This window comes from Rectinema subterraneum (assembly GCA_009768935.1).
GTDB lineage: Bacteria > Spirochaetota > Spirochaetia > Treponematales > Rectinemataceae > Rectinema > Rectinema subterraneum.
On the sequence record WESA01000001.1, the window covers coordinates 59,175 to 71,800 of the forward strand.

11 protein-coding genes and 1 tRNA gene are annotated in these 12,626 nt (G+C 55.7%); 1 reads left to right on the forward strand and 11 read right to left on the reverse strand.

The features are described 5' to 3' along the window. Positions 1 to 155: 155 nt before the first annotated feature. The 3 genes from GAP13_RS00260 to rny all read right to left on the reverse strand — a co-directional run bounded on the left by GAP13_RS00260 (position 156) and on the right by rny (position 2,742). A tRNA-Leu gene (locus GAP13_RS00260) sits at positions 156 to 237 on the reverse strand. A 130-nt stretch (positions 238 to 367) separates the two neighbouring features. Next, positions 368 to 1,213, reverse strand: coding sequence for a TIGR00282 family metallophosphoesterase (locus GAP13_RS00265; protein ID WP_158905017.1), 846 nt, complete (start codon positions 1,211 to 1,213; stop codon positions 368 to 370). After that, complete coding sequence (gene rny / locus GAP13_RS00270; RefSeq protein WP_158905019.1) at positions 1,210 to 2,742, reverse strand: ribonuclease Y; 1,533 nt, start codon at positions 2,740 to 2,742, stop codon at positions 1,210 to 1,212. The genes GAP13_RS00265 and rny overlap by 4 nt, the downstream gene beginning before the upstream one ends. 483 nt (positions 2,743 to 3,225) lie before the next feature. On the opposite strand from rny, the gene rbp reads away from it, so the two are divergent. After that, positions 3,226 to 3,519, forward strand: a complete 294-nt coding sequence (gene rbp / locus GAP13_RS00275; protein WP_158905021.1) for an RNA-binding regulator — start codon at positions 3,226 to 3,228, stop codon at positions 3,517 to 3,519. Between the two features lie 117 nt (positions 3,520 to 3,636). Here rbp and GAP13_RS00280 read toward each other — a convergent pair whose 3' ends face one another. From GAP13_RS00280 to dxs, 8 genes are all read right to left on the reverse strand, one after another. Continuing rightward, a complete protein-coding gene (locus tag GAP13_RS00280; protein WP_158905023.1) occupies positions 3,637 to 4,833 on the reverse strand; it encodes an ATP-binding protein in 1,197 nt (398 codons plus the stop codon). 195 nt (positions 4,834 to 5,028) lie between these two features. Then, positions 5,029 to 6,519, reverse strand: coding sequence for an RluA family pseudouridine synthase (locus tag GAP13_RS00285; protein WP_186338800.1), 1,491 nt, complete (start codon positions 6,517 to 6,519; stop codon positions 5,029 to 5,031). Then, positions 6,512 to 7,396 (reverse strand): tRNA pseudouridine(38-40) synthase TruA, encoded by an 885-nt coding sequence (truA, locus tag GAP13_RS00290; RefSeq protein WP_461493893.1) that lies wholly within the window; start codon positions 7,394 to 7,396, stop codon positions 6,512 to 6,514. The genes GAP13_RS00285 and truA overlap by 8 nt, the downstream gene beginning before the upstream one ends. A gap of 4 nt (positions 7,397 to 7,400) precedes the next feature. Then, positions 7,401 to 7,778 carry a holo-ACP synthase gene (locus GAP13_RS00295; RefSeq protein ID WP_158905025.1) on the reverse strand — a complete coding sequence of 126 codons (378 nt, stop codon included), beginning with the start codon at positions 7,776 to 7,778 and terminating at the stop codon, positions 7,401 to 7,403. Positions 7,779 to 7,796: 18 nt separating this feature from the next. Further along, positions 7,797 to 8,831 (reverse strand): CdaR family protein, encoded by a 1,035-nt coding sequence (locus tag GAP13_RS00300; RefSeq protein WP_158905027.1) that lies wholly within the window; start codon positions 8,829 to 8,831, stop codon positions 7,797 to 7,799. Further along, the gene (cdaA, locus tag GAP13_RS00305; RefSeq protein WP_158905029.1) at positions 8,821 to 9,624 is read right to left on the reverse strand and encodes a diadenylate cyclase CdaA; all 804 of its coding nucleotides are present in this window, start codon (positions 9,622 to 9,624) and stop codon (positions 8,821 to 8,823) included. The genes GAP13_RS00300 and cdaA overlap by 11 nt, the downstream gene beginning before the upstream one ends. Next, a complete protein-coding gene (folP, locus tag GAP13_RS00310; protein ID WP_158905031.1) occupies positions 9,621 to 10,550 on the reverse strand; it encodes a dihydropteroate synthase in 930 nt (309 codons plus the stop codon). Before folP ends, cdaA begins: the two co-directional genes overlap by 4 nt. Next, complete coding sequence (gene dxs / locus GAP13_RS00315; protein WP_241864245.1) at positions 10,540 to 12,513, reverse strand: 1-deoxy-D-xylulose-5-phosphate synthase; 1,974 nt, start codon at positions 12,511 to 12,513, stop codon at positions 10,540 to 10,542. The genes folP and dxs overlap by 11 nt, the downstream gene beginning before the upstream one ends. Positions 12,514 to 12,626 lie beyond the last annotated feature (113 nt).

Below are 12,626 nucleotides of genomic sequence, written 5' to 3' on the forward strand. Positions count from 1 at the left end.
CATTTTTATCAAAACTCAACAACAAAAGCCAAAGGGAAGTCTACCCACGAGTTGAAGCACCCTAAATTGCGCGCGCCGGCGCAAAAGTTAAAATTTGGGGTCTGACCCCTTTTCTTAAAAAAAAAGGGCTGCCCGTTCTGGGCAGCCTTTCATCATGCGGCGAAGAGGACTTGAACCTCCATGCCTCTCGGCACTAGCACCTCAAGCTAGCGTGTCTACCAATTCCACCATCGCCGCACGCTGAGGGTTATATATACTGGCGCGCGCAAAAATGTCAAGGGGCGACGCTGGAAATTTTCATGGGCCGGGGGCGAGGACGGATACGGGATTGGGCGCCCCTGTTTTTACACAAGGTTCGGAACACTATCTAAAGGCTCTCGTACACCCGCTCGATGCCCACACAACGCCGGCTCTCCGGATCGATGCGGAACAGCGCGCCCATGATGGCGGCGCTCCCCTCGGCGGTCTCCATCTTGTAGGGGATCTGGGTGAGGAAGCGGCGGACGCAAATGTCGCCGTTCATGCCGATGACGGAGTCGACGGGGCCGGTCATGCCAAGGTCGGTGAGGTAGCCGGTTCCTTTTGGAAGCGTGCGCTCGTCGGCGGTGGGCACGTGGGTATGGGTGCCCGCGACGATGGAGGCGCGGCCATCGAGGTACCAGGCAAGGGCTTCTTTTTCTTCGTTGGATTCGGCGTGGAAGTCGACAACGATGAGGGCGCCGGCGTTTTCGCGAGCAGCATTGGCGAGGATCTGGTCGGCTTTTGCGAAGGGGCAGTCGATGTCGTACAGTTCGCGGCGGCCCTGGAGGTTGACGACAAGCCATTCGAAGCGGCCTGAAGCGCCGCTCGCTCGCGTGGGGGCAGGTAGGCCGGGGGTGCCCTGCCCTTCTACGTGCGCAACGCCCCTGCCGGGCAGGCTGCGAGGGTAGTTCGCGGGCCTTAACAGCGCGGGTTCGGCTTCGAGCAAATCGGCAGCTTCTTTGCGCTCCCACACGTGGTTGCCGCTTGTGATGACATCGACGCCATAGGAGCGCATCGCGGCGATTTCTTCCTCGCCGATACCAAAGCCTTTGAGGGCATTCTCGCCATTCGCGATGACGAGGTCGGCTTCGGTTTTTTTTATAAGAGAGGGCAAAAACGTGAAAAGCGCCCGGAGGCCGGGCGCTCCCACGATATCACCGATCATGAGGACATTTGCGGTAACAGAACTCATCGTGCGTATTCCACTATGCGGGTTTCTCTAATGATGGTCACTTTGATCCTGCCGGGATAGCGCAGGTCGGATTCGATTTTCTTGGCGATGCTCTTGCAGAGGTCCTTGGCCTGGTCATCGGAGATCTGTTCGTTGTTGACGATGATGCGCAGTTCGCGGCCGGCCTGGATGGCAAAGGCTTTTTCGACGCCGGAGAAGCTCTCGGCAACTGCTTCGAGGTCTTCAAGGCGCTTGATGTAGTTGTCGAGGGTCTCGCGGCGGGCGCCGGGCCGGGCCGCGGAAATGGCATCGGCGATCTGCACGATGACGCTCTCGGGGCAGGTAGGCTCGACGTCGTTGTGGTGTGCGGCGATCGCGTTGATGACTCTCGGATCCTCGCCGAACTTCTTGGCGATCTCGGTGCCGATCTCGGCGTGATTCATGTCGCTGTCGGTGACGATGCCTTTGCCGATATCATGCAGAAGAGCGCCGCGTTTTGCTATCTCGCGGTTGAGACCCAGCTCGGCTGCAAGAAGACCCGCAATGACTGCTACTTCCTTCGAGTGCATGAGCACGTTCTGACCGTAGCTTGTGCGGTAATAGAGACGCCCGACCGCACGGATGAGTTCAGGGGCCATGTTGTGAAGGCCCAAGTCGAAGACGACCTTTTCGCCCTCGTCGTACAGCTTCTGGGTAATTTCTCGCGTGACTTTCTGGACCATCTCCTCGATGCGCGCAGGATGGATCCGCCCATCGGCGATGAGCCGCTCGAGCGAAATTTTGGCGATTTCGCGCTGAATGGGGTCGAAGCAGGAAATGACGACCGCCTCCGGCGTATCGTCGATGATGATGTCGACGCCGGTGAGTGTTTCGAGGGTACGAATGTTACGCCCCTCTCGCCCGATGATCCTGCCCTTCATTTCGTCGGATGGAAGGCTCACGGAAGAAACAGTCGATTCAGCCGTGGATTCTGTCGCTATGCGCTGAATTGTTGTGAGCAGGATATCTTTTGCCTTTTTATCGGCAGTAAGTTGGGCTTCCTGATCGATTTTATTGATGAGCACCTGCGCGTCGTGGCGGGCTTCATTCTCCATGTTCTGGATGATGAGCTTTTTGGCCTCTTCGGCAGTAAAGCCCGAAACGCGCTCGAGTTCCGCTGCGTAACGCTCTTCCTGCCCTGCAAGAAATGCTTCTTTTTCAGCTATCGCATTTTCTCTGCTCTTGAGATTCGCCTCGATGCGCTCGATCGATGCAAGCTTGGCATCGAGGTTCTCTTCCTTAAGGAGAACGCGCCGCTCATATTTCTGCAGCTCGATTCTCCGGTCGCGTAATTCCCTCTCTTGCTGGTTTCGTTCTCGAATGATCTGATCTTTTGCTTCTACCAGGAGCTCTTTTTTCTTGGCCTCCGCCTCTTTTATCGCATCCTGCAAAACATGCTCCGCTTCCCGTTCCGCGGAAGAGAGCTGAAATCTGGCATAAAGCCAGCGGATCATCCATCCTAGAATAAGACCGGCAAGAGGAAGGACGATGTACCACACGAATGGTGCCATATCCCCTCCCTTTTGATAATATGCCGTCATTTTGATTATACCGATGGCGGGGTCTTTGTCAAGTTTGTATAAATTTATGCAAATTCTGGAGTTTTAGGACGGGTTTCATGGTTATTTGGGGCAATTTCGGGGGCGGCGCGCTTGACGACTCCGCACAAAAGGTTTACATTGATTTTAGATAAGCGAAAACTGTGGAAGGACAAGAGCCTTCCAGTAAGTTTTCAGGTTGGAATTGGCTGTTTAATGCATTGTTTTTCCTTTCGTAGCACCGGCGCGCATACGGCGGCAAACGCACAAGCCGGAACTTCTCATCTTCGTTTTTCTTTCGGAAAGACCTACAGTAATCAAAACAGACTCCTAATTTCTCCTCTGAAGACTGCCGGAGCGGCGTTGTGCTTCCTAGTGATCGCTTCCGATTCGCCCTAGGCGGATCAAACCGGTCGCCGTCGTGATGACAGCGCCAAGATTTGAGGTTTTTCCGAAATGGCTAAGAAAATTTATGTCGGTAACATGAATTACAACACTTCCGAGCGTCAGCTCCAGGATCTTTTTGCACAGTATGGTGAAGTTTCGACCGTGAACATCATCGTCGACAGGTTCACCGGCAAGGCGAAGGGATTCGGCTTTGTCGAAATGGAGAACGCCGAAGCGGCCGATGCAGCAATTGCTGCACTCAATGGCCAGGAATTCATGGGCCGCCAGCTCCGCGTGAACGAAGCGCAAGAGAAGCCCCGCTACGAAAAGGAAGATGCTGGCTACAGAAGCCGCAGATACTGATTCTCGGCTGAACTAGCTTGAAGCTTTGAGCCCGGTGCATGTGCCGCCTGCGCCGGGTTTTTTTGTGCCCTGAACAGCCGCCACATTTTTTGTACGAAAAATGTGCGCGGCGCCGCATCAGTATAAGAATCCAAAAAGCCAGAGCGGAATTTTTCTGCCAAAGCCATATTCGATATTGTCCGCTGCAACATAGCTGTCAGGTATGTCCTTTATTTGCTTTCTCGTTTTGTTCTTGCCGCCAACTTCGATAGTGATGTTGCCATCTACGATGAAATCGCCTGTATCGGCAAAGGAAAGCTCATGGCCGCAGGCAAGCTGGTTTGCAAGAAATGTCTCGCAGGCATTGCCAATATCTACGCTTTGTTTCCTGAACAAATACATCAGATTGGTATTCTCGAGGAAAAGCTTGTTGGGCTTCTGGAGAGCGCTGACACCATGCGCATCGCGATACAAAGGTCGAATAAGTTTTGCTTCGGAAAGGTATCCAAGATATGTGAGCATTGTCTGTCGGTTGAGTCCTATCTTCTCGCTCAATTTTGAGATATTGGGAATGAAGGGAGCTGATTCGGCAATAATGCTCAAGAGCTGCTTGAGTTTTGGAACATAGGCAATATCGAGCCTGCGCAGAAGGGGCAGTTCCAGCTCGAGCGTCATATTGATAGTCTCCTCAAGGCGCAAGGGATAGGTGTCGGGTTCTTCAGCAAAATACGGATAATATCCTGTCTGAAGATATGCGGGGAAAAACTGGAATGGCTTGAACTGCGAGACAATTTCAGCAGATACAGCCTCATGCTCGCTTAGGATTTTCTCGAGCGAAAATGCCGGAAATGCCATGTTTGCCGCAAGTGCAAGATACTCACGGAAGGAAAGCCCTTGCATAGTGTACACAACCGCCCTTCGGCTCAAATCCGCTTTGGCGTCGAGAAGGTGAAGAAGGGATGAACCTGTAAATGTAATAAAGAGCTCCGGATAATCGTCATAGAGATTCTTGAGGATTTGCGACCAGCCTGGATATCGGTGGACTTCGTCGAGGAACAGATGCGTTCCGCCCTTCTTTGCGAAGCTGTCTGCCAGTTCAAGAAGGCTATGATCAGAAAACCATAAATTATCGAGACTTACATAGAGCACCTTGTTCAAATCCTGAGCGAATGTCTGCTTGATGTGCTGCAAAAGAAGGGTGGTTTTTCCGACACCGCGGGCGCCCCGAATGCCAATCAATCTCGCATTCCACTGAATTGAGTCATGGATACTGCGCACAAAATGCATCGGTGTTCGCGCGACTTTATGTCTGAATTGCTCGATCAAGTGTTCCATACTCATACTATAATTCCAAATCGTAATTTTGTACAATGAAGTAAACAATTTTTTGCACTTTTTGTTTAGTATGATAAACAAAAATCAGACAAACGAGAGGCGCTGGCTCTTTAATAGCTTAAAAGAGCGCAACCGAAAGAAGGTACAGGTTGCTGGCTTGGACGCTATTCGTATTACAGGTGCTGTGATGAAGCGCTATGTCGACGCGCGTCTCCGGATTCCCTGAGCGTCGAGCATGGCGATCATATGCTTGAAGTGCTCGGGAAGGGGCGCGGCAAAGATGTGGAATTCGTTATCGGCGGGCAAGCGGATTTTGAGGCGCCGGGCGTGGAGCATGAGGGTGGCGTCGGGAAAGTGGGGGTCTTTTTTGCTGTAGATGGGGTCGCCGAGGATGGGGCAGCCGAGGTGAGCCATGTGGACGCGCAATTGATGGGTGCGGCCTGTGCGGGGATAGAGGGCGACGAGGGTGTAGCGCTGGGGTGAAGTGGCCTTCTTGGAGGGGCCGCGCTTGGATGAACTATCTTTGGAAGGGCCGTCGTGGGAGGCGCTGCCTTCTGAGGGGTTGCCATTTGAGGGGCCGCGCCGAGAAAGGCTTTGGGGCGCTTCGGAGGCGCGGGCGGTCCCGGGGCGGGTGCTGGCTGCGGCGGCGCGGGAAGCGGTGATGGGGCGGCCCGGAGGCGTGGCGGTTGGGACCGCAGATTCGGCACAGGACGCGGCAGCGCGGGAAGCGGTATTGGGGCGCGATAAGGCGGCGCGGGTCGCAGATTCGGCGCGCGCGGGAATTTCCCAGATAGCGCGCACTTTGTAGAGGGTGAGGGCGTGCTTGCCGCGGCCGGACGGGCTGACGGCGAATTTCTTGCGGTCGCGGGGGCTGCGCGCAAGCCAGGTGTCGATGCGCCCTTCGGTTGTCGGCGGGGCGCCTCTGACGATGGCGAGATATTCTTTGCGCGCTTCGCGGTCGTGGAACTGGCGGCAAAGAAATTCATGGGCGCGGGCGGTTCGGGCTACAATGATGACGCCGGAGGTGTCTTTGTCGAGGCGGTGGACAATGCCGGCGCGGGGTGGGGGTTCGTTCAACAATGGTAGTGTTCCGAAGCTTGTGTAAAACGGTATGCGCTCGTTCTCGGGCTCGCGCTTTGATGTGGAATTGGGCTCAGGCTCGGGCTCAGATTTGGACTCTGATATGGCTCTGGACTCGCGATTGAGTTCGAGCTCGTTTTTTGCCTCAGCCTCGTTCTCTGTTTGAAGTCCAGTCGCGCGAGCATCCTCACCATGCAAGGAGAGCCACAGGACGCCGTTTGCGAGGGTGCCGCTCCAGTTGCCCGCTGCGGGATGGGTTACCATGCCTTGTGGCTTGTCGATGACAAAGACATCGGCATCGCGATAGAGGATTGTAAGCGGAACAGGCTCGGGCGTGATTTCTTCAGAAGGGGCTTCGGTCCATTCGAGTCTGAGGTGGTCGCCATTCTTGATTTTATGGGAGAGCTTGACTTCTTTGCCGTTGCAGAAAAGGCATGCGCCTCGGGCTTTGAGCTGGGAGCGGCTCATGAGGGCAAGGGTTTCGGAGAGGTATTTGTCGGCGCGCACAGGCTCGGAGAGTGAGGCTGTTCCTTCCCAGACCGAGAGCTGGTGCCCGTCAGATTTAAAAAAAGGGGTCTGACCCCTTTTTTTAACTTTTTTAACCATACGCTTCCTCGCTGTGTCTGCGCGGGTGGCCGTGGACGCGCTCGCCATACTCGACATTCCAGAGGAAAAGCCCGCAGGCAGGCGCGGTGGCTCCCGCCTTGCTTCTATCGCGGGAATCAAGCAGCTCGCGCATAAGGGATTCGCCATGGGCAGGGCTCTCTGCAATCCGCTCGAGCTCGAGCATGGTGCCGACGAGCGAGCGCACCTGCTTCCAAAGAAACGCGTTACCAGCTACCTGGTACACGAGCTTTTCGCCCTCGAAAAAGAAAACCGACTCGCTGATATGTCGCGAGCGCGACGGGCTTTTGTCCTGCGCCGAAGCAAAGGTCGAAAAATCGTGCTCGCCCAGCACCACTGCGGCCATCGCATTCAGAACTGCAACGCGCGGGTAGTACGGCACAAAATGCGCGCACCGCAAGGCAAAAGGATCCGGCGTGCCCCCGCACACGAGAAAATACCGGTATCGCCGCAAGGAAGCATCGAAACGCGCATGAAAATCGGCAGGCGCTTCCTCCGATGAAAGCACGCGGACATCGCGCGGCATGAGCTTGTTGAGCGCGAGTGTGAAGCGGTCCGCTGGAATGGATTGTATGTCCGTATAAAAACTTGCGACTTGTCCCATTGCATGCACGCCGGCATCGGTGCGACCCGCGCCGTTTACGCGGATTTCGTGCCCGTGCATTTTGGAAAGCGCCTTTTCGAGCTCTTCCTGGACCGAGCGGCCGTTTTTCTGCCGCTGCCAGCCCGAAAAATCGGTGCCGTCGTAGGCGAGAACAAGTTTTATGGTGCGCAGGGTGGACGCACGGCTCGGCATGGAATCAGGGCGGGCCGAGGCTTTGGGCACAGGCGGCTGCTGAAAGTCAGGATTTTGCTGCATCGCTTTAGTTTCCTTTCTCTATGATAACCACCGCAACCGCATTGTCCCCCTCATGGGTCATCGAGATATGGATTGTGCCACCGCCATGCCGCTCGAACTCGCGACGAGCATTCCCCTCGAGTTCCATGTACGGTCTGCCCGCGCTGTCATTGACCACCGCTACTTCCTTAAGGGCGAAATGCGCAAGCCCCGAGCCGAGCGCTTTGCCGAATGCTTCTTTTGCAGCAAAACGCGCGGCCAGCGAGAGCGCCATGCCTTTGCTGCGCGATCGGGCTGTCTCGATCTCCGCAGGGTGAAAAAAGCGCACAAGAATGCCGGGGTTTTCCATCCAGCGGCGAATGCGGTCGATATGGACTATATCAATGCCTATGCCAGAAATCATGCTGTGCTCCTCATGCGCTCATGGCTGGGTGGAAGGTGCTGCAGGCGCAGGAAAAGCGGGCAGGCCAGACGATCCGGAGGGCGCCAACAATCCCGGCAACACAGACTGCACAGATTGAGCAGTGCGCACATGTACAGAAATAACCAACGGATCATATGCCTCGACATCGTATCCATCGGGTACTACAGGCGTGAGCGGGACAGTATATTGCCCGGGCTTGGTAATCCCTTTGAAATCCGCCTGGAGGTGAGCATCGGCAGCCGCTGCCGCGTCCTGTCCCTGGCGCGGCAAGAGCGTCATTTTGCCTGTCGGCATCGTTTCGGCAAAGCCCAATGTTGGATCGAGATTCACAGCCTTGATCGGCACATTGTTGAGAGTGATGCGCCGCTCCTGTTTCTGGATCCGCGCAGTGAAGCGGACAGTATTCACATCGATGAGATTGATGAGGTCCGATGGCTTCGAAAGGGGAACGGTGAGTGAAAAGTCCCCAGTTTTGCCGCTCAATTCGATCACATCAGTAGAGATATCCTTTGTATTCGCGATGAGGTTCGATGGCCCTTCGATAGCGATTTCAGACGGCACGATCTCGTACGAGATGAGTTCGTAGCCTTGCTCGAGAAAGCCCTTGAATGTGGGGCTTATCGCGACGCGCTTCGCTGCCAGGCGCTCGAATCCGATAGGGATCTCGGCCGGGTCAGCGCGGAGCTCGAGGGGATCGATATCCCGCGCTTCTCCACGACGTTCGAGTTTCACCGGTACACGGAACACGCCCTCGGATTGGTAGCGCGTAAGGTCGAGGCTAGCAACGATGTCAGCCTCGCGGATGCGGTAAATCTGGTCGCGCTCGCCGCGGATCACGACCCGGACTGTTTTTGGATAGTCTGTTGAAGGCACGAAGCTCCGCCCCTCGGAGATATTGAGCTGGACGGTGATAAGGCGCTGGTCGAGGCGCGTGAGGTTATAGAGGAACATGATGAATATCGCGATGACGAGGGAAATGACCTTGGCTGGCCAGTTTTCGAGCAGTTTCGAAATTCTTGCATCAAGGCTCATAGTCTGCCTCGCTCGTCATGCTGCGGCTTCTGCTCTCTGAAAACAGCATGCGGAGCCGCTCCAAAATCTCATCGGCGGAAAGGTCATAATACAGCTTGGAATCATATGCAAGCGAGAGTGCTCCAGTCTCTTCCGAAGCGATGAGAACGACTGCGTCGGACTCTTCGGATATGCCGAGCGCTGCGCGATGGCGCGAACCGAAGGTTTTTCGGATGTCCTGCTGGTCGGAAAGGGGCAAGAAGCAGCCTGCTGATGCAAGGCGGCCCTGAGAGATGATCGCTGCACCATCATGCAGGGGATTGTCGTGTTCGAACACTGCGATGAGAAGGCTTGTCGAGACCAGGGCATCGAGGGCAATGCCTTTTTCGATATAGGATGAAAGGCCGACTTTGCGCGCAATGACAATGAGCGCACCCCGGCGTTTTTCAGCAAGATACACGGCAGCGCTGACTGCAGCATCGATCCAGGAAGTGCGGGCAGCCGCCTTCTGCTTGATGATCGACTGGCGACCAAGCTGAATGAAAATACGCCTCAGCTCCGGCTGGAGGATGATCGCAAGACTCACCACAAGTCCGGGTGCGAGGATATTCATGATCCATGTGACGGTGGAAAGGTTGAGGAAAAAGGCAGCGCCGTAGATGGCGACGAGGATGAGAAGCCCGCGGATGAGGTATACAGCCTCGGTCATGACAAGGAGCTGGTAGGTTTTATAAATAAGGAAGGCAAGAATTGCGACATCGAGAACGGGGCGCACATAGGTAACCAGGAAGTTCACAAGGGCTGGCGCATTCATAAAGACACCTCGCGCAAAAATTCCTTGCCCAATGGGCGGGCCGGGAATATTGCCGTGAACACGCGGAAGGCGTCGACGGTTTCGGCTACATCGTGGACGCGGATGATATCAGCGCCAGCCATCCATGCGGCAAGCGCTCCGCCTATGCTGCCAGCAAGCCTTTCAGGGATTTCTCTGCCGGTGAGTTCGCCGACAAGGCGCTTGCGGGAAAGGCCTATAAGGACGGGAAAGCCCAGGGAGCGGAGGCGCCCGATTCCCCTGAGCAGGGCCAGGTTGTGTTCTTTGAGCTTTCCGAAGCCTATGCCGGGGTCGAGGATGATGGATTCAGCTGAAACGCCTGCGGCTATGGCGCCCTTGGTTACTGCTCTAAGAAATGTGTAAACTTCTTCAAGGCAGTCGGCATAGGCAGGAGCGATCTGCATGGTCGCTGGCGTACCCTGCATGTGCATGAGCACGACTGCAGCGTGGTGCTTCGCGGCAATTTCGGCCATACCGGGCGCTGCCAGCGCTTCGATATCGTTCAGGATATCCGCACCTGCCTCGAGGGCCGCGCGCGCAACCTCCGGATGACGGGTGTCCACTGAGATCACTGCATCGCTCGCTGCCCTGAAGCGTTCGATGACCGGCAGAAGCCGGGCACGTTCTTCTTTCGGATCGATTTCAATAGAACCCGGCCTAGTCGACTCGGCACCGAAATCGATGATATGGGCTCCGTGGCTCACCATAGCAAGTGCTGCCTCCACGGCTGCCTGTGGCTCGTATTTTCTGCTTCCTTCGAAAAATGAGTCAGGCGTAACATTCACAATGCCCATGATGAGTGGCTGCGCGCCGTACAGAAGGCTGCGCTGCCGCGGCAGTTTCAGTATCGTCCGCGTCAATTCGGTTTGCTCGTTCTGGCAATGGGCGCTTGCGGGGCTATCGGACATGCTGTACCTCGCCAGGAACAGGAATCGGCGTTCCCCGGGCTATGGTTGAAGCGGCAACGCTTGCGGCATACGCGTTCTTTTTCGATTCCGGCCCAAGGCTCCGCTGCAATTCTTCCAGAGCTTTCTGAATTCCCTTTGTATTCAAGCCTGCCTGTGCGAGCAGCGCCTCTCTCGAAGCTTGCGCAAGTGGCGTGTTTTCGAATCCAAGGGATCTGATGCTCGCTCGCACGCCGCGGCGAGCCAAAATCGCAGCGAGTGTTTCGCCAAACCCACCAGCTCGCACGCCATCTTCTGCCGTCAGGATTGCATCATAGCGCGCGCAGAGCGATGCCAGATATTCCTCATCGATATGCGAGAGGAACCGCACATTGTAGACGTCAGCAAGCACTGCTTTTTTCTCCAGCGCATCGGATGCATCAGCGGCTGAATATGCGAGCGGCCCGACGGCGCACACAAGAATCCGCGCTCCAGCACGCTCCCTCATCATTGTTCCCTTTCCGACTTCGAGAGGGCGCATTGCCCCGTTCGCACATGGCGAAAATGCCTTCGGATAACGCATCATGCAGGGAGCATCCAGGGAAAGAGAGAGCTTCATGAAGGCCGCAAGCTCATCTCCATCTGCGGGAGCAAAGAAAATCAAGTTCGGCATGGCTTTGAAGAGCGCAATATCATAAATTCCCTGATGCGTTTCTCCGTCTTCTCCCACCGCGCCTGCCCTGTCGAGCGCAAACAGCACCGGCACATTCGCAAGCGACACATCCTGAAACACCTGATCCACCGCGCGCTGCATGAAGGTCGAATAAATCGCGACGACAGGCCGCAAGCCCCCCTGCGCAAGTCCTGCGGCAAAGGTCACCGCATGTTGTTCCGCAATGCCGACATCGAACACGCGCTGGGGCCAGCGCTCCAGCATTTTTACAACGCCTGTGCCCGAGGCCATCGCAGCCGTAATCGCCATTACACGAGCATCAAGCTCCGCAAGTTCGATGAGCGAATTTGCAAAGCACGAAGAAAAACTCTCTCCATGGCTTGACTCGCCAGCGCCAGGGATATCGGGGCACGAAGGGCCAAGCCCATGGAAGCTCTCCGGATCCTCTTCCGCCCTTTCGAGGCCTTTTCCTTTTTTTGTAATGACATGCACGACAACAGGGCGATTGAGATTTCGCACATGCGCGAAAGCATCAATCATTGCGGTGATACTGTGCCCGTCGATCGGGCCGACATATTCGAACCCGTAATCGACAAAGAGATTTTCCTTGAAAAAGATTGCTTTGACGGCGCGCTTGCTTCTGTTGATGAATTCGGAGAGCGGCTTGCCAATGCGCGGAATCTTGAGTACGGCAGCATCGACATGGGCGCGGAAGGACTGGTAGCGCATCGATGCCGACAACTTCGACAGATAGCGCGAAATGGAGCCGACTGAACGCGAGATGGACATGCGGTTGTCATTCAAGACGAGAATGAGGGGGAACCCGAGTTGGCCGGCATTGCTGAGCCCTTCCATCGCCATGCCTGAGGTAAGCACCCCATCGCCGACCACTGCGATCACTCTGCCCTGCTTCCCTGTATGCGTGCGCGCAGCAAGAAGCCCGAGCGCCGAAGAGATCGCGGTGGAAGAGTGGCCAGTATCGAAAATGTCGTGTTCGCTTTCTTCGCGTTTCGGAAAGCCCGAAATACCGCCCTGCCGGCGCAGCGTATGAAAGCGCTCTGCCCGGCCGGTGAGGATCTTATGCGGATAGCACTGATGTCCCACATCCCACACTATTGCATCCTGCGGTGAGTGGAATACCCTGTGGAGCGCGATGGTTAGCTCCACTACCCCAAGGTTTGAAGCAAGATGCCCACCATTCAGCTGTACCGTTTCGACGATGCGGGAACGAATTTCATCCGCAAGGCGACGAAGCTCAGCCAAGGATAATTCTTTCAGGTCGGCGGGTCCGGAAATGTGATCGAGTAATGCCATGTCGATATATTGTACCATTAATTGAAATGGGTTTCCAGGATAGTGCTCCGAACCTTGTGTAAAGCAGGTAGTGCAGAGCAATTTTCTTAATCAGCGCGGCCTCTTGCCATCAA

Coding starts and splice junctions, on each gene's coding strand:
- GAP13_RS00265 (WP_158905017.1), bottom strand. CDS start 1,213: ATGAGTTCTGTTACCGCAAATGTCCTCATGATCGGTGATATCGTGGGA.
- rny (WP_158905019.1), bottom strand. CDS start 2,742: ATGGCACCATTCGTGTGGTACATCGTCCTTCCTCTTGCCGGTCTTATT.
- rbp (WP_158905021.1), top strand. CDS start 3,226: ATGGCTAAGAAAATTTATGTCGGTAACATGAATTACAACACTTCCGAG.
- GAP13_RS00280 (WP_158905023.1), bottom strand. CDS start 4,833: ATGGAACACTTGATCGAGCAATTCAGACATAAAGTCGCGCGAACACCG.
- GAP13_RS00285 (WP_186338800.1), bottom strand. CDS start 6,519: ATGGTTAAAAAAGTTAAAAAAAGGGGTCAGACCCCTTTTTTTAAATCT.
- truA (WP_461493893.1), bottom strand. CDS start 7,396: ATGCAGCAAAATCCTGACTTTCAGCAGCCGCCTGTGCCCAAAGCCTCG.
- GAP13_RS00295 (WP_158905025.1), bottom strand. CDS start 7,778: ATGATTTCTGGCATAGGCATTGATATAGTCCATATCGACCGCATTCGC.
- GAP13_RS00300 (WP_158905027.1), bottom strand. CDS start 8,831: ATGAGCCTTGATGCAAGAATTTCGAAACTGCTCGAAAACTGGCCAGCC.
- cdaA (WP_158905029.1), bottom strand. CDS start 9,624: ATGAATGCGCCAGCCCTTGTGAACTTCCTGGTTACCTATGTGCGCCCC.
- folP (WP_158905031.1), bottom strand. CDS start 10,550: ATGTCCGATAGCCCCGCAAGCGCCCATTGCCAGAACGAGCAAACCGAA.
- dxs (WP_241864245.1), bottom strand. CDS start 12,513: ATGGCATTACTCGATCACATTTCCGGACCCGCCGACCTGAAAGAATTA.